General features: G+C 68.0%; 20 protein-coding genes. 10 read left to right on the forward strand and 10 right to left on the reverse strand.

Features of this window, described 5'->3' with window-relative positions; all coding sequences use genetic code 11:
* Positions 1 to 31 precede the first annotated feature (31 nt).
* Both nrdR and HCR12_RS06365 read left to right on the forward strand, forming a co-directional pair.
* Entirely contained in the window at positions 32 to 526 is a 495-nt protein-coding gene (gene nrdR, locus HCR12_RS06360; protein WP_166864082.1) for a transcriptional regulator NrdR, read from the forward strand.
* A gap of 20 nt (positions 527 to 546) precedes the next feature.
* Positions 547 to 1,584: a quinone-dependent dihydroorotate dehydrogenase gene (locus tag HCR12_RS06365; protein WP_166867182.1), complete on the forward strand. Its 1,038-nt coding sequence runs from the start codon at positions 547 to 549 to the stop codon at positions 1,582 to 1,584.
* Between the two features lie 61 nt (positions 1,585 to 1,645).
* Here HCR12_RS06365 and HCR12_RS06370 read toward each other — a convergent pair whose 3' ends face one another.
* Positions 1,646 to 2,221 (reverse strand): DUF3043 domain-containing protein, encoded by a 576-nt coding sequence (locus HCR12_RS06370; protein WP_166864086.1) that lies wholly within the window; start codon positions 2,219 to 2,221, stop codon positions 1,646 to 1,648.
* Between the two features lie 39 nt (positions 2,222 to 2,260).
* On the opposite strand from HCR12_RS06370, the gene HCR12_RS06375 reads away from it, so the two are divergent.
* The 6 genes from HCR12_RS06375 (at position 2,261) to HCR12_RS06400 (ending at position 7,655) form a co-directional block, all read left to right on the forward strand.
* On the forward strand, positions 2,261 to 3,673 hold the full coding sequence (locus tag HCR12_RS06375; RefSeq protein WP_166864089.1) for a dipeptidase: 1,413 nt from the start codon (positions 2,261 to 2,263) through the stop codon (positions 3,671 to 3,673).
* Positions 3,674 to 3,710: 37 nt separating this feature from the next.
* Complete coding sequence (gene erpA, locus HCR12_RS06380) at positions 3,711 to 4,058, forward strand: iron-sulfur cluster insertion protein ErpA (RefSeq protein ID WP_166864093.1); 348 nt, start codon at positions 3,711 to 3,713, stop codon at positions 4,056 to 4,058.
* A gap of 103 nt (positions 4,059 to 4,161) precedes the next feature.
* Positions 4,162 to 5,079, forward strand: a complete 918-nt coding sequence (ctaC, locus tag HCR12_RS06385; protein ID WP_166864097.1) for an aa3-type cytochrome oxidase subunit II — start codon at positions 4,162 to 4,164, stop codon at positions 5,077 to 5,079.
* 5 nt (positions 5,080 to 5,084) lie between these two features.
* Positions 5,085 to 6,800, forward strand: a complete 1,716-nt coding sequence (gene ctaD, locus HCR12_RS06390) for an aa3-type cytochrome oxidase subunit I (protein WP_166864102.1) — start codon at positions 5,085 to 5,087, stop codon at positions 6,798 to 6,800.
* A gap of 4 nt (positions 6,801 to 6,804) precedes the next feature.
* Positions 6,805 to 7,233: an aa3-type cytochrome oxidase subunit IV gene (ctaF, locus tag HCR12_RS06395; RefSeq protein WP_166864107.1), complete on the forward strand. Its 429-nt coding sequence runs from the start codon at positions 6,805 to 6,807 to the stop codon at positions 7,231 to 7,233.
* The gene (locus tag HCR12_RS06400; protein WP_166864110.1) at positions 7,233 to 7,655 is read left to right on the forward strand and encodes a GNAT family N-acetyltransferase; all 423 of its coding nucleotides are present in this window, start codon (positions 7,233 to 7,235) and stop codon (positions 7,653 to 7,655) included. Before ctaF ends, HCR12_RS06400 begins: the two co-directional genes overlap by 1 nt.
* 687 nt (positions 7,656 to 8,342) lie before the next feature.
* Here HCR12_RS06400 and qcrB read toward each other — a convergent pair.
* From qcrB to ctaE, 4 genes are all read right to left on the reverse strand, one after another.
* Positions 8,343 to 9,917 carry a cytochrome bc1 complex cytochrome b subunit gene (gene qcrB, locus HCR12_RS06405; RefSeq protein WP_166867184.1) on the reverse strand — a complete coding sequence of 525 codons (1,575 nt, stop codon included), beginning with the start codon at positions 9,915 to 9,917 and terminating at the stop codon, positions 8,343 to 8,345.
* Between the two features lie 68 nt (positions 9,918 to 9,985).
* On the reverse strand, positions 9,986 to 11,047 hold the full coding sequence (gene qcrA, locus HCR12_RS06410; RefSeq protein ID WP_166864114.1) for a cytochrome bc1 complex Rieske iron-sulfur subunit: 1,062 nt from the start codon (positions 11,045 to 11,047) through the stop codon (positions 9,986 to 9,988).
* A 35-nt stretch (positions 11,048 to 11,082) separates the two neighbouring features.
* Positions 11,083 to 11,889 (reverse strand): cytochrome bc1 complex diheme cytochrome c subunit, encoded by an 807-nt coding sequence (qcrC, locus tag HCR12_RS06415; protein ID WP_166864118.1) that lies wholly within the window; start codon positions 11,887 to 11,889, stop codon positions 11,083 to 11,085.
* A 25-nt stretch (positions 11,890 to 11,914) separates the two neighbouring features.
* The gene (gene ctaE / locus HCR12_RS06420; RefSeq protein ID WP_224763699.1) at positions 11,915 to 12,550 is read right to left on the reverse strand and encodes an aa3-type cytochrome oxidase subunit III; all 636 of its coding nucleotides are present in this window, start codon (positions 12,548 to 12,550) and stop codon (positions 11,915 to 11,917) included.
* 106 nt (positions 12,551 to 12,656) lie between these two features.
* Between ctaE and trpD the strand changes: the two genes are divergently transcribed.
* Positions 12,657 to 13,709, forward strand: a complete 1,053-nt coding sequence (gene trpD, locus HCR12_RS06425; protein WP_166864121.1) for an anthranilate phosphoribosyltransferase — start codon at positions 12,657 to 12,659, stop codon at positions 13,707 to 13,709.
* 15 nt (positions 13,710 to 13,724) lie between these two features.
* On the opposite strand, the gene HCR12_RS06430 is transcribed toward trpD, so the two are convergent.
* From HCR12_RS06430 to HCR12_RS06450, 5 genes are read right to left on the reverse strand one after another with little or no spacing between them, the layout of a single operon-like run.
* Entirely contained in the window at positions 13,725 to 15,011 is a 1,287-nt protein-coding gene (locus HCR12_RS06430; RefSeq protein WP_191412367.1) for an alpha-hydroxy-acid oxidizing protein, read from the reverse strand.
* A gap of 28 nt (positions 15,012 to 15,039) precedes the next feature.
* Positions 15,040 to 16,251 carry a sugar ABC transporter permease gene (locus HCR12_RS06435; protein WP_166864125.1) on the reverse strand — a complete coding sequence of 404 codons (1,212 nt, stop codon included), beginning with the start codon at positions 16,249 to 16,251 and terminating at the stop codon, positions 15,040 to 15,042.
* Positions 16,248 to 17,081: an ATP-binding cassette domain-containing protein gene (locus tag HCR12_RS06440; RefSeq protein ID WP_166864129.1), complete on the reverse strand. Its 834-nt coding sequence runs from the start codon at positions 17,079 to 17,081 to the stop codon at positions 16,248 to 16,250. The genes HCR12_RS06435 and HCR12_RS06440 overlap by 4 nt, the downstream gene beginning before the upstream one ends.
* Positions 17,081 to 18,172 (reverse strand): ABC transporter substrate-binding protein, encoded by a 1,092-nt coding sequence (locus HCR12_RS06445; RefSeq protein WP_166864132.1) that lies wholly within the window; start codon positions 18,170 to 18,172, stop codon positions 17,081 to 17,083. Before HCR12_RS06445 ends, HCR12_RS06440 begins: the two co-directional genes overlap by 1 nt.
* 4 nt (positions 18,173 to 18,176) lie before the next feature.
* Positions 18,177 to 19,379: an ROK family transcriptional regulator gene (locus HCR12_RS06450; RefSeq protein ID WP_166864135.1), complete on the reverse strand. Its 1,203-nt coding sequence runs from the start codon at positions 19,377 to 19,379 to the stop codon at positions 18,177 to 18,179.
* Positions 19,380 to 19,474: 95 nt separating this feature from the next.
* Here HCR12_RS06450 and argG point away from each other — a divergent pair, with 95 nt between their 5' ends.
* Complete coding sequence (gene argG / locus HCR12_RS06455; protein ID WP_166864138.1) at positions 19,475 to 20,905, forward strand: argininosuccinate synthase; 1,431 nt, start codon at positions 19,475 to 19,477, stop codon at positions 20,903 to 20,905.
* Positions 20,906 to 20,987: the final 82 nt, after the last annotated feature.

Consider the following 20,987-nt stretch of genomic DNA (forward strand, 5'->3'; position numbering starts at 1 on the left):
GGACGCCCCGCGCGGGTACCCTGGGAGCACGATGTTCTGCCCATTCTGCCGCCACCCCGACAGCCGTGTGATCGATTCCCGGACGAGCGACGACGGGCTGTCGATCCGCCGTCGGCGTCAGTGCCCCGAATGCGGTCGCCGCTTCTCGACCACCGAGACCGCGAGCCTCAACGTCATCAAGCGCTCCGGGATCGCCGAGCCGTTCAGCCGCGAGAAGATCGTCTCCGGTGTGCGCAAGGCGTGCCAGGGCCGTCCCGTGAGCGATGCGGATCTCGCGCTGCTCGCGCAGCGCGTCGAGGAGGCGATTCGCTCGACCGGTGTGGCGCAGATCGACGCGAACGACATCGGCCTCGCGATCCTCCCGCCGCTGCGAGAGCTCGACGAGGTCGCCTACCTCCGCTTCGCGAGCGTCTACCAGGCGTTCGATTCGCTCGACGACTTCGAGACGGCGATCACCACGCTGCGTGACGAGCACGCCGCGGCCTCCGCCGCGGACGCGCCCGCTACGTCGGACGACGCCCTGTGACCGACGTACCGGGATTCCGGGTGTACCCGCTCTTCTTCCGCACCGTCCTGTCTCGACTCGACCCGGAGTTCGCCCACCACCTCGCGTTCGTCGTGATCCGCGCACTCGGCGCGCCCGGGCTTCGCAGCATCGCGCGCGGCGTCACCCGCCCCGATCCGTCGCTCGCCGTGCACGCTCTCGGCCTCGAGTTCCCGTCGCCGTTCGGGCTCGCCGCGGGCTTCGACAAGGAGGCCAAGGGGATCGCGGGTCTCGGAGCGATCGGCTTCGGCCACGTCGAGGTCGGCACCATCACGGGGCAGGCGCAGCCGGGAAACCCGGCTCCTCGTCTGTTCCGCCTCATCCCGGATCGCGCCGTCATCAACCGCATGGGCTTCAACAACGCGGGTGCGGTGGCCGTCGAGCCGCGCATCGCTCGCGCTCGCGCGCAGGCGAAGCGCCCGATCATCGGCGTCAACATCGGCAAGACGAAGGTCGTGCCCGTCGAGGATGCGGTGAGCGACTACCTCGTGAGCACCCGCCTGCTCGCCCCGCACGCCGACTACCTCGTCGTCAACGTGAGTTCTCCCAACACGCCGGGTCTGCGCGGGCTCCAGGAGCTCGACAAGCTCGAGCCGCTGCTCGTCGCCGTGCGGGATGCTGCGGGCGGAGTGCCCGTGCTCGTGAAGATCGCACCGGATGTCACCGACGAGCAGGCTCTGCGCATCGCGGAGCTCGTGCAGCGCATCGAGCTCGCCGGCATCGTCGCGACCAACACGACCCTGTCGCGTGCCGGGCTCGTCACCGACCCCGCGATCGTCGAGGCGGCGGGGGAGGGCGGCCTCTCGGGCGCTCCGCTCGCCGCTCGCTCGCTCGAGGTGCTGCGCCTGCTGCGCGCTGCGGTGGGTCCGGAGATGTGCCTCATCTCCGTCGGAGGCGTCACGACAGCCGCCGACGTGCAGGAGCGACTCGACGCGGGCGCGACGCTCGTGCAGGGCTACACGGCGTTCCTCTACGAAGGACCGCTCTGGGCGCGCGCCATCAACCGCGGACTCCGCCGACTGCGCGCCGCACGCTCCTGAGCTCGCATACGACGAGGCCCCGAGACGCAGTGTCTCGGGGCCTCGTCATATGTGCGCTCGATCAGGCGGGGTACTCGCCGCGCTTGACCTGTGGCTTCGGAAGGCGCAGGGGCCGCATCTGCACGGCGCGCATCGCGGCGTACCAGCGGAACTTCTCCAGACGGTCCGCGCCGAACTTGGCCGACATCCGCTTCTTGAGCTGGTAGCCGAGCACGACGCAGTCGATGACGACGATGACGATGACAGCCCAGACGGCGATGAGCGCGTAGAACGCGACCTCCACGACCGGGACGAAGTACGTGAGGATCACGAGGAACATCACGGGCAGCAGGATCTCGCCCACGTTCCAGCGGGCGTCGACGAAGTCGCGCACGTAGCGCTTCTGCGGACCCCGGTCGCGGATCGGCAGGTAGCGCTCGTCGCCGTTCGCCATGCCGATGCGCGCCGCTTCGCGCTGCTCGTTGAGCTTCGCGCGCGATTCGCGGCGCGCGGCCTTGCGGTCCTCCGGCACGAGCGGGCGCCGACGCGCTGCTTCACGCTCCTGGCGGGTGGGCGTCGCGCGGCCCTTGCCGACGACCTTCTCGGTCTCCGGATTCTCGGCGGCAGCTGAAGAGTCGGTGGGAGTGTTGTTCGGCACGGGTTCCTCGCAAAAATCGGTGAGCCTAAGATATCCCACATGTCTGAGTCCGGGCCGTCGGCCGCATCCTCCACTCCCCACGCCGACGAACTCCGCGCCGCTGTCGCAGCCGGATTCCCGACCGCGGTCGCCGAGCTCTCATCGCTCGTGCGCATCCCCTCCGTCTCGTGGGACGGCTTCGATCACCGTCATGTGCGGGCGAGCGCCGAGCGTGTCGCCGAGCTCGCTCGAGGACTGGACGTGTTCGAGAGCGTCGACGTCGTGCAGCTGCCGGTGTCCGAGCCCGGTTCCGATCAGCTCGGTCAGCCTGCTGTCGTCGCGGTGCGTCCGGCGCGCGGCGGCAAGCCCACGGTGCTGCTGTACGCGCACCACGATGTGCAGCCCCCCGGAGCGGATGACGACTGGGAATCGAAGCCCTTCGAGCCGACCCTCCGCGGCGACCGTCTCTACGGCCGCGGCACGGCCGACGACAAGGCGGGCGTCCTCGTGCACCTCGCCGCGATCCGCGCCTTCGTCGAGGTTCTGGGCGACCCCGAGATCGGGATCGTTCTGTACGCCGAAGGGGAGGAGGAGTTCGGGTCGCGCTCGATCGCGACCTTCCTCGAGCACTACAAGGACGTCTTCGACGCCGATGTGATCATCGTCGCCGACTCGGGCAACTGGTCGATCGACGTGCCCGCGATCACCGTCGGACTCCGTGGCGCTGTCGCCTTCAATGTGCGGTTCACGACGCTCGGGCACGCCTCGCACTCGGGCATGTTCGGGGGAGCGGTGCCGGATGCGATGCTCGCAGCGATCCGCACCCTGGACACCCTGTGGAACCCCGACGGCTCCGTCGCCGTGGAGGGTCTCACCTCTCGCGAGGCGGAGACGCCCGCCTACGACGAAGCGCAGCTGCGCCGCGAGACGGGACTCCTCGACGGCGTCACGCCGATCGGTCGCGGCGAGATCATCTCGCGCCTCTGGAACCAGCCCTCGATCACCATCACGGGCATCGACGCTCCGAGCGTGCGCGACGCGTCGAACACTCTCGTTCCGAGCGTCCGCGTGCGGCTGAGCGCCCGCGTCGCACCCGGACAGCGCGCTGAGGAGGCGAAGGAGGCCCTCCTGAACCACCTGCGCGCGCACGCCGCCTTCGGGGCCCACATCGAGATCGACGGCCTCGACATGGGCCAGCCGTTCCTCGTCGACACGTCCGGCTGGGCGGTGGCGGATGCGAAGGAGGTCCTCGAGGAGGCCTTCGGCAACCCGGCCATCGAGATGGGCGTCGGGGGATCGATCCCGTTCATCGCCGAGCTCGCCGAGCGCTTCCCGGCGTCCCAGATCCTGGTGACGGGCGTCGAAGACCCCGACACGCGCGCGCACAGCCCCAACGAGTCGCTGCACCTGCCGAGCTTCGAGAAGTCGATCCTCGCGGAAACCCTCCTCTTCGCACGTCTCGCATCGCGATGACCAGCAACCTCCAGACCTCGAAAGGTAGAATCGGCTCATGACCGACACGCTCGAGACGACGCACGGCGTCAACCTCACCGACACCGCCGCCCAGAAGGTGCGCAGCCTCCTGGAGCAGGAGGGCCGCGACGACCTGCGCCTCCGCGTGGCCGTTCAGCCGGGCGGATGCTCGGGACTCATCTACCAGCTCTACTTCGACGAGCGCCTGCTCGACGGCGACGCGACGCGCGACTTCGACGGCGTCGAGGTCGTCGTCGACAAGATGAGCGTTCCCTACCTCGACGGCGCGTCCATCGACTTCGAGGACACCATCCACAAGCAGGGCTTCACGATCGACAACCCCAACGCCGAGGGAAGCTGTGCCTGTGGAGACAGCTTCCACTGATTTCCGATGACGAAATCCCCGTAAACACGGGGATTCGGCAAGACACGAGGCGTTCTCCGCAAGGAGGGCGCCTCGTTCGGCTATAGACTCTGAACAGATTCACATGTCGTCATCCGAGAGGTCACAGGTGCGCTCCACTAGCAGCCCCCAGGGTCCTGCCCGCCGTTCGCGTCTCGCCCGTTGGGCAGTCGCCCCGATCGGGCTCGCGGTTTCGCTCATCCTCGCCGGATGCACGCAAGAGCAGACGCTCGGCTGGCTTCCGACCGAGCCGGGCACCACCAATCACGTCGATCGTGTCATCGGTTTGTGGACCACGTCCTGGATCGTGCTCCTCATCGTCGGTGGCATCACCTGGGGCCTCATCCTCTGGGCGGCGATCGTCTACCGTCGCCGCAAGGGCCAGACGGGCCTCCCGGTGCAGATGCGCTACAACATGCCGATCGAGGTCTTCTACACGATCGTCCCGTTCGTGCTCGTGCTGGGCTTCTTCGCCTTCACCGCGCGCGACCAGGCGGCCATCGAGGCCGACTTCGGCGACGAGCAGCCCGACGTGCGCGTCGAGGCGTTCGGCAAGCGCTGGGGCTGGGACTTCAACTACCTCAACGAGGACGTCTACTTCTCGGGCGAGCAGCTGCAGCCCAACGCGAGCGGCGAGTACGACCCCGAGACGATGCCGGTGCTCTACCTGCCCGTCGACCAGAAGGTCGAGATCAAGCTCGAGTCTCGCGACGTCGTCCACTCCTTCTGGGTCATCGACTTCCTTTACAAGAAGGACATGATCCCGGCCAAGACGAACTACATGTACTTCGTCCCCCTCAAGGAGGGCACCTACCGCGGTAAGTGCGCCGAGCTCTGCGGCGAGTACCACGCGGACATGCTCTTCGAGGTGCGCGTCGTCTCGCAGGCCGAGTACGACTCCCAGATGGAAGCCCTGCGCGCGGCCGGCAACACCGGTGTGCTCGGCGCCGAATACAACGTGAACCAGAACCTGCCGGGCAACGGCAGCACCGATAAGGACTGAGGCCGATGACCACCGCCGCTCCTGCTCGGGCATATGTACCGACCGAGCCGTCCCGCAAGGGGAACATCTTCGTCAAGTGGATCACGACCACTGACCACAAGACCATCGGGTACCTGTACCTGATCACGTCGTTCATCTACTTCTGCATCGGCGGCGTGCTCGCGCTCGTCATCCGTGTGGAGCTCTTCACGCCGGGTCTCGACGTCATCCCGACCAACGAGGCGTACAACCAGCTGTTTACGATGCACGGCACGATCATGCTGCTGATGTTCGCGACACCGCTCTTCGCCGGATTCGCGAACGCGCTGATGCCGCTTCAGATCGGCGCCCCGGACGTCGCCTTCCCGCGACTGAACGCCCTCGCGTACTGGATGTTCAGCTTCGGATCGCTCATCGCGGTCGCCGGCTTCCTCACCCCGCAGGGTGCGGCTGGCTTCGGATGGACCGCCTACGCGCCGCTCACGAGCACGACCTTCTCGCCGGGACTCGGCGGCAACCTCTGGGTCGTCGGCCTGGCTCTCTCGGGCTTCGGCACGATCCTCGGTGCGGTGAACTTCATCACGACGATCATCACGATGCGTGCCCCGGGCATGACGATGTGGCGCATGCCCGTCTTCACCTGGAACATCCTCGTGACCTCGATCCTCGTGCTGCTCGCCTTCCCGGTTCTCGCCGGCGGCCTCTTCGCTCTCGCGGCGGACCGCATCTTCGGTGCGCACCTGCTCGACCCGGCCAACGGCGGAACGCTGCTCTGGCAGCACCTGTTCTGGTTCTTCGGTCACCCTGAGGTGTACATCATCGCGCTGCCGTTCTTCGGCATCGTCTCCGAGATCCTCCCGGTGTTCAGCCGCAAGCCGATCTTCGGATACAAGACCCTCATCTACGCGACGATCGCGATCGCCGCCCTGTCGGTCACCGTGTGGGCTCACCACATGTACGTCACCGGATCGGTGCTGCTGCCCTGGTTCGCCCTGATGACGATGCTCATCGCGGTTCCGACCGGCGTGAAGATCTTCAACTGGGTCGGCACCATGTGGCGCGGATCGGTCACCTTCGAGACGCCGATGATCTGGACGATCGGCTTCCTCGTGACCTTCACCTTCGGTGGACTCACGGGTGTCATCCTCGCGTCGCCGCCGCTCGACTTCCACGTCTCGGACTCGTACTTCGTCGTGGCCCACTTCCACTACGTGGTCTTCGGAACCGTCGTCTTCGCGATGTTCGCCGGCTTCTACTTCTGGTGGCCGAAGTGGACGGGCAAGATGCTCGACGAGCGTCTCGGCAAGATCCACTTCTGGCTCCTGTTCATCGGCTTCCACATGACGTTCCTCATCCAGCACTGGCTGGGTGTCGAAGGAATGCCGCGTCGATACGCGAGCTACCTCGCGGGCGACGGCTTCACGTGGATGAACGAGCTCTCGACCGTCGGATCGGCGATCCTCGCGGTGTCGCTGCTGCCCTTCTTCCTCAACGTCTGGATCACGGCCCGCAAGGCGCCGAAGGTCACCGTCGACGACCCGTGGGGCAACGGACGCTCGCTCGAGTGGGCCACCTCGTGCCCGCCGCCGCGTCACAACTTCACCTCGATCCCGCGCATCCGCTCGGAGTCGCCGGCCTTCGACCTGCACCACCCGGAGGCGACCGTCCAGGTCGGCGTCGGGCCCGTGAAGGACGCGCCGGACCGCCCTGTTCTCGACATCGCCGACGGAGAGGTGAAGTAAGACCATGCGTACCAATGCGATCCTGATGTGGATCCTCGGTGTGTTCTTCATCCTCTCGGCTGCGGCATACACCCTCTGGGTGGTCGCCGATGCCGGCTGGAACTGGGAGCGCATCGAGTGGGTCGGAACCGTGACCCTCGTGCTCTCGGCAGCCCTCGCGTTCTTCCTCGCCTTCTACATCGACCGCGTCTACAAGGCGCAGGGCGGCGAGATGGCGCAGGACCGCGACGACGCCGACATCGACGATGACGACCCCGAGGTCGGGCACTTCAGCCCTTGGAGCTGGTGGCCGCTCGTGCTCGGTTCCGCTCTCGGAGTCGTGTTCCTCGGACTCGCCGTGGGAACCTGGGTTGTCGGAATCGGCATCCCGCTCGCGATCGTCGCGATCGTGGGCTGGACGTACGAGTACTACCGGAACAACTTCGCACGCTGATGACGGTCCGTCTCGCCCGCGCGGGAGATGAGGATGCGATCCTCGGACTCGTGACGCAGCTCGGTCATGCGATCCCGCTCGACCCGGAAGCGTTCCGTATCACGATCGCCTCCTACCTGGCGGGCGAGCAGCCGTCTGTGCTGCTCCACGTCGCAGAGGATGACGGTGTCGTTCTCGGCTACGCACTGACGAGCGTCGTGCCGCTCCTGTCGACCAACGGCCCCTCAGCTCAACTGCAGGAGATCGTCGTCGATCCGGCCGCCCGCGGCCGCGACCTCGGTACGCAGCTCGTGAAGGCCGTCGAGGCCGAGTGCGAAGCACGCGGCGTGAAGCAGCTCACGGTGGCCAGCCGCCGCGCGGGAGGCTTCTATGACCGTCTGGGGTTCCACGAGTCGGCGGAGTACATGCGCCGCTTCTTCTGAGCTCACAGGCCCTGTCTGAACGGATCAGCCCCGGTTTCACGCCGGGGCTGATCCGTTTTCGCATGCGTGGGCTTCGCATGTCCGCCGTGGATGTCCGTCGCGCGAGTTCTTCCGTTCGTTGTCCGTGCGTTGTCCGTGGTCGCCGCAGCGTGAGAACCACCACGTGATGTGCCTGGCACTGACTGTCCGGGATAGCCCGGCGGCGCTGTCCCTGTTGAGTCGCGGACGTCAGTCGACGATGCGCGCCGAGCGAAAGAGTGCCACGCTCCTCACCTGACCCGCTCGCGACAGAGCCTCGAGCTGTGCGATGGTGTCTCGCTTGCATTTGCGTGCACCCGAGAAGGAACGAGCGGGGGAGCGCGGCACGTGCGGCCGGGAGAACGGTTCACGCACGGGGGAGGAGCGGCGGGTGGATACGCCGGCGACGGGACGGTCTCTCACTGCGGTTCCGCGCGGGGGTGTTGCGCTGAAGCAGGGCAGGCACCGAGTGGCGCGGCCACGCGATCCGTCCGCTCCAGTCGGGTGAGGGGTCGCAGATGACGTTTGACGCGCCGAGCAAACCGTCATGTGCGACCCCTCACCAAAGGTGCGCGCGCTTGAGACCTTCTGTGGGCTGTTGGGGGAGGGCCCCGGCAACGGGAAAGGCCCCGGATCCGCGAGGATCCGGGGCCTTTCGAGAGCCGATGCTCAGTGACCGTGGCCGTGCTGCGAGGCCTCGATCTCCGACTTCGTCACAGGGGAGATGCGGTCCTCGAAGAACCAGCGCGACAGGCCGGCGCGCAGGCGCGTGCCGAACGTGATCTTGCCGTTCTTGTTCGGGCGCACCATGAGCGGCGCGTAGTCGTCGTAGCTCACGAGGCGCCAGCGGTCGTAGTCCGACAGCTGCTCGTGGACCTCGATGTACTCGCCACCGGGGAGGCGCACGATGCGACCCGACTCGAAGCCGTGGAGCGCGATCTCGCGGTCCTTCTTCTGGAGCCCGATGCAGATGCGCTTCGTGACGATGTACGCGATGATCGGCCCTGCGAAGAACAGGATCTGCAGTCCGAGCGTGACGCCCTCGATCGACAGCTTGAAGTGCGTGGCGATGAGGTCGGAGCTGGCTGCCGCCCACATGACCGCGTAGAACGTGACACCGGCGGCACCGATGGCCGTACGGGTCGGAGCGTTGCGGGGACGGTCGGCGATGTGGTGCTCGCGCTTGTCGCCCGTGATCCACGCCTCGATGAACGGGTAGAACATCACGGCCACGATGAAGAGACCGAGGATGACGACCGGGATCAGGATGTACCACGTGAACGTGTATCCGAAGATCACGGACTCGAGGTGGGGCGGGATGAGACGCAGCGCGCCGTCGGCGAAGCCGATGTACCAGTCGGGCTGGGTTCCGGCGGAGACGGGCGACGGGTCGTACGGGCCGTACGCCCAGATCGGGTTGATCTGAACGGTGGCGCCGATGGCCATGAGCACACCGAAGACGATGAAGAAGAATCCACCGGCCTTCGCCGCGAACACGGGCATGATGGGGGATCCGACGACGTTCTGCTCAGTGCGGCCGGGGCCCGCGAACTGCGTGTGCTTGTTCACGATGAGCAGGATCATGTGCACGCCGATCGCCGCGATGACGAGCGCCGGAAGCAGCATGATGTGCGCCATGTAGAGGCGTCCGACGATCGCCTCGCCGGGGAACTCTCCGCCGAACAGCAGGTAGGAGATCCAGGTTCCGACGATCGGGAAGCCCTTGATCATGCCGTCGATGATGCGAAGACCGTTGCCCGAGAGCAGGTCATCGGGGAGCGAGTAGCCCGTGAAGCCCTCGGCCATCGCGAGGATGAACAGGACGAATCCGACGACCCAGTTGATCTCGCGCGGCTTGCGGAACGCACCGGTGAAGAACACGCGGAGCATGTGCAGACCGATCGAGGCGACGAACAGCAGCGCCGCCCAGTGGTGCACCTGACGCATCAGGAGTCCACCGCGGATGTCGAAGCTGATGTCGAGCGTCGACGCCATGGCGGCGGACATGCCGATGCCCTGCAGCGGCGCGTACGAGCCTTCGTAGGTGACGTGGGTCATCGACGCCTGGAAGAAGAACGTCAGGAACGTTCCCGAGAGCAGGATGACGATGAAGCTGTAGAGCGCGATCTCACCCAGCATGAACGACCAGTGGTCGGGGAAGATCTTGCGTCCGAGTTCCTTGACGGCACCCGAGATGCTGGTGCGGTCCTCGATGTAGTTCGCTGCGCCGTTGACGAAGCGCATTCCCGGCCCGGGCGCGGGCTTCTGCTGCGAGGCAGAGGCTGGCGCCGTGGTGGTATCAGTGGCGGCGGTCACAGTTCACGCTCCCAGAAGCTCGGTCCGACGGGTTCGGTGAAGTCGCTCCGCGCGACGAGGTAGCCCTCGTCGTCCACCGTGATGGGCAGCTGCGGCAGCGCGCGCTTGGCGGGGCCGAAGATGACGGCAGCTTCACGGGTGATGTCGAACTGCGACTGGTGGCAGGGGCACAGCAGGTGGTGCGTGTGCTGCTCGTAGAGCGCCACCGGGCAGCCGACGTGGGTGCAGATCTTCGAGTAGGCGACGATGCCGTCGAAAGCCCAGTCCTCGCGGCCCTCCGACGGGTGGAGGTCGGCGGGGTTGAGACGCATCAGAAGGACGGCGGCCTTGGCCTTCTCCTCGAGCGGGTGCTCCGACTCGCGGAGACCGTCGGGGATCACGTGGAAGGCCGAGCCGACGGTGACGTCCGCGGCGCGGATCGGGGTGCCGTCGGGGTCGCGGGTGAGGCGAACTCCGGTGTCCCACATCGTGTGCTTGAGCAGCGGGATCGGGTCCGCGGCAGGAGCGAAGTCGCGGAAGATCACGATGGCCGACAGCGGAGCGAGGGCGAGGGCGCCGAACAGTCCGTTGCGGATGAGCTTGCGGCGGGTGAAGCCGGACTCCTTGTTGCCGATCGTGAAGATCTCGGCGGCGCGAGCGATCGTCTCGTCGGAACCGCGCGTGGTGTGGCGCTGCTCGACGAGGTCGTGCCCGTCCATGAGCGACTTCGCCCAGTGGACGGCGCCGAAGCCGATTCCCAGGAGTCCGAGCGCGAAGCCCAGGCCCAGGAGAAGGTTGTTCAGGCGGACCGTCTCGACGTTTCCGGGCTCGATGGGGAACGCGATGTACGCGACGACGGCGAACACGCTGCCCGCCATGGAGGCGAGGAACCACCAGAACACGCGGCGCTCAGCCTGACGCTCCTTGGCGGGGTCGAGTTCGGTGACGCGCGGGCGGTGGGGCGGGAAGCCCGGGTTCTCGACGGCATCGTTCGAGATCACGGCGACGCCGACGGGCACTTGTGCACCCCCGTGCGTCTCGACTGCGGTGCCGGATGCGGCACCGTCGGTCTCAGCCATGGATGTCCCTTCCTGTGTTTCAGTACTCACGCGTATCAGTTCGACTTCGCAGTGAGCCAGACGGTGATTCCGACGAGCCCGCCGACGACGAAGATCCACACGAACAGACCTTCGGAGACGGGTCCGAGGTTGCCGAGAGAGAATCCGCCGGGGGCGCCTTCAGCTTCGATGTGCTTGAGGTACGAGACGATGTTCGCCTTGTCGGCGGAGGAGATGTTCGCGTTGTTGAAGACGGGCATGTTCTGCGGGCCGATGAGCATGGCCTCGTAGATGTGCTTCGACTCGACGCCCATGAGCGACGGGGCGAACTTGCCCTCCGTGAGTGCTCCACCGGCGCCGGCCACGTTGTGGCACATGGCGCAGTTGATGCGGTAGAGTTCTCCGCCGCGTGCGATGTCGTCGCCGACGAGCTCGTCGGGGCTGGGGACAGCAGGCCCGGGGGCGAGCGTGGCGACCCAGGTCGAGAGGGCGTGGATCTGCTCGTCCGTGAACTGGACGGGCTTGCCCTCGGCCTGCGGGCCCTGAGCGGCCATGGGCATGCGGCCCGTGCCGACCTGGAAGTCCACCGACGCAGCGCCGACGCCGACGAGGCTCGGGCCGTCCTCGGTGCCCTCCGCGAGGGGACCGTGGCAGGTCGCGCAGTTCGCCACGAAGAGCTTCTCGCCCTGTTCGGTGATGGATTCGAGCTGCGACTGCGATGCGGCGTCAGCGGACGTCGCCGACGTGGCGGCGGCGTAGATGCCGCCGGTTGCGAGCAGGCCGATCATGAGCAGCGCAGCCGAGGCGATCGGCGAGCGCCGACCAGTACGACGGTTACGGGGTGTGGAAGCGGAAGTCGCCATGATTCTGCAGGAGTCCGATCTCGGGCTATTTGAGGACGTAGATGACGAAGAACAGGGCGATCCAGACGACATCGACGAAGTGCCAGTAGTAGGACACGACGATCGCGCTGGTCGCTTCCTTGTGCGTGAACTTCTTGACCGCGAAGATGCGGCCGATCACGAGCAGGAAGGCGATCAGGCCGCCGGTCACGTGCAGGCCATGGAAGCCGGTCGCGAAGTAGAACACGGAGCCGAATGCGTCAGACGAGAAGCCCACGCCGTGGCTGACGAGGAGGGCGTACTCGAACACCTGGCCGATCACGAAGATCGCGCCGAGCACGAAGCTCAGCATGAACCACTCGACGGTGCCCCACTTGCGCAGATCCCACGGTCCACCCGTGCGTCGCGGCTGCATGCGCTCTGCGGCGAACACGCCGAACTGAGCGGTGAAGCTGGACGCCACGAGGATGATCGTGATCCCGAGGGAGAACCAGACGTTGAGGTTCGCGCCCTGCTCCTCCCAGAGTCCTTGAGAGGTCGATCGAAGGGTGAAGTACACCGCGAAGAGGCCCGCGAAGAACATGACCTCGGATCCCAACCAGACGATCGTGCCCACAGACACGGAATTCGGCCGGTTGATGACCGCGGTGCTCGGCGCGTTGGCAACAGAGGTAGTGGTCACCTGACCATTATGTCCCGATTTCGCCCCGGGCGAATCCACCCACCTGGCGTGGCGTACCCGTGCGACCCTCGACTTCGATTTCCGTGTGGTCTGTAGCATCGTCGGCATGCCCACTGATCTCGCCTGGCCCTCGATCCTGACCGAACTCCTCGCCGGAGGAGACCTCTCGATCTCCGAGGCGGAATGGGCGATGCGCCAGGTCATGGAAGGCCAGGCGACCGAGGCTCAGCTGGCCGCATTCGTGGTCGCGCTTCGTGCGAAGGGCGAGACGGTCGACGAGATCGTCGGGTTCCGCGACGCGATCCTCGCGCACGCCACTCCGCTGGACGTGGACCCGATGGTGCTCGACATCGTCGGCACGGGAGGCGACCGCTTCGGCACTGTCAATGTCTCCACGATGTCCTCGATCGTCGCGGCCGCCGCGGGCGCGAAGGTCATCAAGCACGGCAATCGCGCCGTCAGTTCCACCTCCGGCGCATCCGATGTGCTCGCTGCTCTCGGGGTGGACCTCACGATCGACCCCGCACGCGTCGCCGCCGTGCTGGATGAGGTCGGCATCACGTTCGCGTTCGCCTCGCTGTTCCACTCCGGGTTCAAGAACGCAGCCCCGGTGCGCGCGCAGCTCGGAATCCCGACGGTGTTCAACTTCCTGGGGCCGCTCTGCAACCCTGCGCGCCCGGAAGCGTCGGCTGTCGGCGTCGCGAACCTCGACAAGGTGCCGCTGTTCGTCGGCGTCTTCCAGACGCGAGGAGCGACCGCTCTCGTGTTCCGCGGCGATGACGGACTCGACGAACTCACCACGACCGGGCACAGCCACGTGTGGGAGATTTCTCGCGGCGAGGTGAAGGAACACGACCTCGACCCCGCCGACTTCGGCCTGAAGCGCGCGTCGATCGACGAGCTGCGCGGTGGGGACGCGGCCCACAACGCCGAGATCGTGCGCCGCGTGTTCGCGGGGGAGCGTGGTCCGGTGCGCGACATCGTCCTGCTCAACGCGGCCGCGGGCCTCGTCTCGTGGGATCTCGCCCAGAATCCCGCGCTCGTCGACGAGGACATCCGTGCGCGCTTCCGCGAGCGCATCGCGTCCGCGGCGGCGGTCATCGATGACGGAGCCGCCCTGGCGAAGCTCGACGCGTGGATCTCTGCTACGAACGCCTGAGGCGAGCGCGCAACGTCAGTCGCGCGTGAGGATGTCGGGCGAGAGATCGCCGACCGAGGCGTGTCCGGAGAGTCCGAGGGTGAGGTCGGTCTCGGCGAGGATGTTCGCGAGCACAGCCCGCGCGCCCTCCTCGCCGGCGATCGCGAGCCCGTAGACCCAGGCGCGGCCGATTCCCACCGCGCTCGCGCCGAGGGCGAGGGCGCGAATGACATCCGCGCCGGAGCGCACGCCCGAGTCGAGCATCACCGGCGCACGACCGGCGACAGCCTCCACCACGGCGGGGAGAGCCGCGATCGCGCCGACCCCTCCATCCATCTGGCGCCCGCCGTGCGTCGACACGTAGATGCCGTCGATGCCCTCATCGAGCGCGCGGAGGGCGTCGTCGGGGTGCTGGATGCCCTTGAGGATGATCGGCAGATCGGTGAGCTCCCGCAGTCGGGGCAGATCTGCCCAGCTCAGCGACGGGCGCGAGAAGACATCCAGGAACGTCTCGACGGCCGCGCGAGGTTCGCCGGAGCTCAGGTTCTCGCGGAAGCGGCCCGGATAGCGGCGTGTCATGCCGACGAGGGTGCGGATCGCGGTGGGCGTCGGGCGCGTGCGCGGACGCTCGGCGGGGTGCGCCATGCGGTCGCGCACGAGCCGCCGGAAGACGGGGTCGCTCGTGTACTGCGCGATGCCCATGCCCTGGATGAAAGGCAGGAAGCCGCGATCGAGGTCGCGGGGTCGCCAGCCGAGCATCCCGGTGTCGAGTGTCACGACGATCGCCTCGGCGCCGCACAGCTGCGCGCGTTCGACGAAGCTCGCGACGAGGTCGTCGTCGGAGGACCAGTACAGCTGGAACCAGCGCGGTCCCCGAGCGGAGGCCGCGATCTGCTCCATGGGCTGTGAGGCCTGGCTCGAGATGATGCTCGTGATGCCGAGCGAGGCGGCAGCGCGCGCGATGGCAACGTCGGCGTCAGGGTCGACGAGCTCGAGCACGCCGATGGGTGCCGCGAGCAGAGGAGTGGGGTGCCGGCGACCGAAGAGCTCGACGCTCAGGTCGCGGTCCGAGACATCGCGCAGCATCCGCGGCACGATGTGCCACTCGTCGAAGGCGTCGAAGTTCGCCTCGGCCGTCTGCTCACGGCCCGCGGAACCCTGCACGTACGCCCACGCATCCGGGGACATCGCGCTGGAGGCCGCATCCACGAGCGCGCTCCACGTCGCGGGAACGCGCGACTTCGCACCGGTCGCTCCCGCCCGGAAGATCTCGGACTGCCGGGCGCGCCCCAGGGACTCGCGGACCTCGTCGTCTCGGATCATTGTCGGCTCCTTCGCTCGCGGCCTGACGTCAGGCCTGGCCGTGTGCTGCGCGCGATCTGCGCGAGAGGGAGTCCACGATGACCGCGAGCAGCAGAACCGCGCCCGTGATCATGAAGCGGATGGAGGAGTCGAGGTCGAGCAGGGTCAGACCGTTCGAGATCGACTGGATGACGACGATGCCGATGAGCGCGCTCCACGCGGAGCCGCGCCCGCCGAAGAGGCTCGTGCCGCCGATGACCGCTGCCGCGATCGCATTGAGGTTGGTGTCACCTCCGCCTGACGAGGTTCCTGCGGAGCTCAGGCGGCCCGCCGCCAGCAGCCCGCCGACGACGGCGAAGGTGGAGCACAGCATGAACACCGAGATGTAGACGCGGTCGACGCGGATGCCGGCGCGTCGGGCGGCTTCGACCGAACCGCCGACGGCGAACACCTCGCGGCCCCAGCGGGTGCGGCGCAGCGCCGCGTCGGTGACGATCACGAGCACGAGGAAGAACACGAACATGACGCTGACCCCGCGGTTGGTCGCGAGGTACGCGGTGACGGCGACGCAGGTGGCCAGGATCCCGGCAGCGCGCGCGGCGGGCCAGCCGAGAGAGCTGACGGGCAGCCCCGCGCGCTCCCGTCGGCGGCGCCGCATCACGGCCGAGAGGAACATGCCGCCGGTCCAGAGTGCGGCGAGCGCGTACGCCACGTACGGCGGCAGGAACCAGCTCTGTGCGAAAGCGACGAGGGGCGAGTCGTAGGGGATGTTCGCGGTGCCGTCTGCCCCGAGGATGTACAGCTGCAGACCGAGGAAGCCGAGGAGCCCTGCGAGCGTGATGATGAAGCTCGGCACGCCGAAGCGCGTCATGAGCGCGCCGTACAGAACGCCGATCGCGACGCCCGCTGCGATCGCGACGAGGATCGCAGCGGGAAGCGGCCAGCCGTTTCGCGTGAGCAGCACGCCCAGAATCGCGGCGCCGAGACCGGAGACGGAGCCCACCGAGAGATCGATCTGGCCGACCAGCAGCACGAGGACCACGCCGATCGCGATCGTGCCGACGGGCGCGCACTGGATCAGCAGGTTCACGAGGTTGTCGGCGGAGAGGAACGTCGGGTCGAGCAGCTGGAACACCGTCCAGATCGCGGCGAGCCCCACGATCACGGGGAGCGCGCCGTACCCGGTCGCGGAGACGCGGCCACGCATTCCGTCGACGAGCGCTCGCGCGCGGCTGTCGCCCGCTGCGGCGAGGTCGCTCATCGGCTCGGTCCGATCCGACGAGGGGCCGCCAGGGGAGGCTCGGGCGCGTGGCGCCCATGCTCGGTCGCGCCGGTGATGGCGGCGATGATGTCCTCGTACCCCACATCCGGTGCCAGGAAGTCGCCGTTGTTGCGCCCGAGACGCAGGACGACGATCCGGTCGGCCACAGCCTGCACGTCGGCCATGTTGTGACTGATGAGCACGACGCCGTGGCCGCGCTCCCGGAGTCGCTCGATGAGGTTGAGCACCTCGGCCGTCTGCGCGATGCCGAGGGCGGCCGTCGGCTCGTCGAGGATGACGACGCGCGGCTCGCCGATCAGCGAGCGTGCGATCGCGACCGTCTGGCGCTGGCCCCCCGAGAGCGCCGCGATCGGCACCCGAACCGAGGGAATGCGCGCTGACAGGCGGCGCAGGATCTCCCACGCGCGCCGTTCCATCTCCTCCTCGGCGAGCGCGGGGCCGCCGAGCTCCTGCCCCAGGAACAGGTTGGCGACGACGTCGAGGTTGTCGCAGAGAGCGAGATCCTGGAACACCGTGGCGATGCCGAGCGCGCGCGAGGTCGAGGGATCGGGGACCGCCACTGGGCCGCCCTCGAACAGGATCTCGCCCTCATCGGCGGGGTGCACACCCGCGAGGATCTTCACGAGCGTCGACTTGCCAGCGCCGTTGTCGCCGACGATCGCCACGACCTCGCCCGCGAAGATGTCGAGGTGCACGTCGGTGAGCGCCTGCACCTTGCCGAAGCTCTTCGAGATGCCGCGCATCGACAGCACCGGCCGACGCTCGTCGGCGTCGTCGGTGGCGCGGTCGACCGACTCGATGGGGCTCATCATCGGATGCCGACCTCCGCGCACGCCGTCCTGTAGGCCGGGGTGCAGAGCTGCGGCACGGTGTAGAAGCCGTCGGCCATGACGGTGGAGAGGATGAGCTCGCGGGTCACGGCGACCGGGTCGAGGAGGGTCGTCGGGATGCTCCCGCCTGCGACGCTGACCTCCGTCTCGCCTCGCGGGGAACCGCCGTTCGCGAGCTCGATCGCGACGTCGGCGGCGCGGTGCGCCTGCGGGCGCAGCGCCTTGTAGACCGTCATGTACTGGTCGCCCGAGAGGATGCGCTGCAGGCCCGCGAGCTCCGCATCCTGGCCGGTCACGGGAGGAACGGGGTTCACCCCGGCCGCCTTGAGCGACGCGATCGCGCCTCCCGCCGTGGGGTCGTTCGCGGCGTACACGCCGACGATGCGCGTCCCGAAGCGGATGATCTGCCCGGAGACCCAGTCCTGCGCCTTCGCGGGATCCCATCCGGGGGTGTCGTAGGAGGCGAGCACCTCGAAGCCGCTGTCGGCGAAGACGGCGAGTGCGCCGCGCTTGAACTCGGAGGCGTTGTTGTCGGTGGGGGAGCCGTTGACCATGAGGATCCCGCCGTCAGCGGGGGTCACCCCATCCGCGTCGAGCTTCGCCAGGAGCGACTCCGCCTGCAGGCGGCCGACCTTCTCGTTGTCGAACGAGACGTAGTAGGCGATGTCGGCGTGGTGGATGAGGCGGTCGTACGCCACCACGGGCACACCGCGCACCTGCGCGAGCCCGACGATCGAGGCGGCGGCCTGCCCATCGAACGGGTCGAGGACGAGCACCGACACTCCCTGGCTGAGCATCGCCTCGGCCTGCTGCTGCTGCTTCGCGGCGTCGCCGTCGGCGTTGGCGTACAGCACCCGGCATTCGGCGCACAGCTCGGCGATGCGCTCCTCGAAAAACGGACGATCGCCCGATTCGTAGCGTGAGGTGACCGAATCCGGAAGAAGGAGGCCGATCTTCGCCGTCTCCGGGTCTGTCGGCGCATTCGGCGAGACGGCGTTGGTGCACGCGGCCAAGGTGAGAGCGAGGGCGGCGGCGAGCGCGCCCAGGATCGCCTGAGTGGGGGGCTTCACGGCGTCACCCGATGACCGCGCGGATCTCCGGACTGGCGGCCGCGGGGAACACGCTCATCCGCTCGACGGCGAGCGCGACGGCGCCGACGAGGCCCGCGCGAGGGCCGAGCTGGCCTGCCACGATCTCCGGGGGCGGCGCGAGCCGTGTGGCGAGCGAACGGTCGACAACCTGCCGGATGGGCCCCAGGAACAGCTCACCAGCGCGCGCGAGATGGCCGCCGATGACGATGCGCGAGGGGTCGTACATCGCGGCGGCGTTCGCTGCGGCGACACCGACGTGCGCGCCCGCATCGGCGATGGCGCGGATGCAGGCGTCGTCGCCCGACATCGCGCGCACGATGACGTCGCCGAGCTTCAGACCGGGTACGCGGGCTCGCAGCTCATCGAGGATCGCGTCACCGCCGGCGATCGCCTCGAGGCAGCCGAGGTTGCCGCAGCGGCACAGCGGGCCGTTCTCGACGATCACGGTGTGACCGAGCTCGCCGGCACTGCCGGAGGCGCCGCGCAGCAGACGACCGCCGATGAGGATCCCGGAGCCGATGCCGTCACTCACCTCCACGAACATGGCGTCGTCGTGACCACGCAGCGCACCCTGCTGGTGTTCGGCGGATGCGGAGAGGTTGGAGGCGTTGTCGACGAAGACAGGCACCCGCAGGGCGCGCTCGATCGATTCGGCGATCGGGACGCCCTCCCAGCCGCGCAGGATGCCAGGGCGCGCGACCATGCCGCTCGCGGCGTCCATGGGCGCCGACATCGCGACGCCCGCGGCGAGCAGCTCGTCGCGGTCTGCGGAGACGGAGTCGAGCATGTCGGCGATCAGCAGACCGACCCGCCGGATCTCGTTGTCGGAGCGGTGGTCGCGGGCGAGGGGCATCTCGTGTTCGGCGAGCACTGTCATCGCGGCGTCGGCGAGAGCGATCCGCAGCTGACGCTGCGAGAAGTGAATGCCGCACACGAGGCCCGAGGCGTGCGCGAGCGTGACGTACTGGGCGCGACGACCCGAGCGCATCGACTTGGAGGTGCTGAGCACCCCCTGCTCGGAGAGCTCCTTGACGATGTTCGAGACCGTTGCGGGGGAGAGGCCCGTCGCGGCGGCCAGCTCGACCTGTGTGAGCCCGCCATGGCGCTTGATGGCGTCGACGATGCGTCCGCGATTCGCCTCGCGCAGAGACGTCTGCGAACCGGGCGTGCGCCGCTGGTCGACCATTCCCTCATGCTAGCCAGGGGTGAGGCTTTTTCGGGAGATATCCGGGGGAGCTCATATGCGCAGGAGCACCCTCCCGCGACCCGTAGGCTAGAGGGGTGACCAAGGTCTTGAGCTCTCTTCCCGTCGGCGAGCGCGTCGGCATCGCGTTCTCCGGTGGCCTCGACACCTCGTGTGCTGTCGCGTGGATGCGCGACAAGGGCGCGATCCCCTGCACGTACACGGCCGACATCGGCCAGTACGACGAGCCCGACATCGATTCGGTGCCCGCGCGCGCACTCGAGTACGGCGCGGAGATCGCGCGACTCGTCGACGCTAAGTCGGCCCTCGTCGAGGAGGGGCTCGTCGCGCTGCAGTGCGGCGCCTTCCACATCCGCTCCGGCGGCAAGACGTACTTCAACACGACGCCTCTCGGTCGCGCCGTGACGGGCACCATGCTCGTTCGCGCGATGAAGGAGGACGGCGTCGAGATCTGGGGCGACGGCTCCACCTACAAGGGCAACGACATCGAGCGGTTCTACCGCTACGGCCTCATGGCCAACCCGCGCCTGCGCATCTACAAGCCGTGGCTCGACTCCGACTTCGTGACGGAGCTCGGCGGCCGCAAGGAGATGAGCGAGTGGCTCGTCTCGCACGGCTTCCCCTACCGCGACGCCACCGAGAAGGCGTACTCGACCGACGCCAACATCTGGGGCGCCACCCACGAGGCCAAGAACCTCGAGGAGCTCTCGACCGGTCTCGACATCGTCGACCCGATCATGGGCGTCGCCGCCTGGCGCGATGACGTCGAGGTGGCGACCGAGGTCGTCTCGGTGCGCTTCGAGGCGGGCCGTCCCGTCGCCATCAACGGCGTCGAGTACGCGGATGCCGTCGCCCTCGTGCTCGAGGCGAACGCGATCGGAGGCCGTCACGGCCTCGGCGCATCCGACCAGATCGAGAACCGCATCATCGAGGCGAAGTCCCGCGGCATCTACGAAGCTCCCGGCATGGCGCTCCTGCACATCGCCTACGAGCGTCTGCTGAACGGCATCCACAACGAGGACACCATCGCGAACTACCACGCGGAGGGTCGCCGCCTCGGTCGCCTCATGTACGAGGGACGCTGGCTCGACCCGCAGTCGCTCATGCTGCGCGAATCGCTCGTGCGCTGGGTCGGCTCGGCCGTCACCGGCGAGGTCACGCTGCGTCTGCGTCGCGGCGACGACTACACGATTCTCGACACCACCGGCCCGAACCTCAGCTACGCGCCCGAGAAGCTCTCGATGGAGCGCGTGGGCGACGCCGCCTTCGGCCCGAACGACCGCATCGGTCAGCTCACGATGCGCAACCTCGACATCGCGGATTCGCGTTCGCGTCTCGAGCAGTACGCCGCTCAGGGCATCATCGGCGGTGCGACCGCCGAGCTCGTGGGGCACCTCGAGGCGGGCGCGGCCGGTCAGATCCTCGACGCCGTCGAGGGTTCGGAGACCAACACCGAGGCCATCGACGCAGCGTCCGAGGGCGCCGCGTTCGATCTCGGGACCGACTGACTCCTCCGCCTGCGAGCTACCCCCAGCGGCTCGCAGGCTCGCCCGCCGGGAGTCGACCCACATACCGGGGCGGGCAATGCGG

This window comes from Salinibacterium sp. ZJ70 (assembly GCF_011751865.2).
Classification (GTDB): domain Bacteria; phylum Actinomycetota; class Actinomycetes; order Actinomycetales; family Microbacteriaceae; genus Homoserinibacter.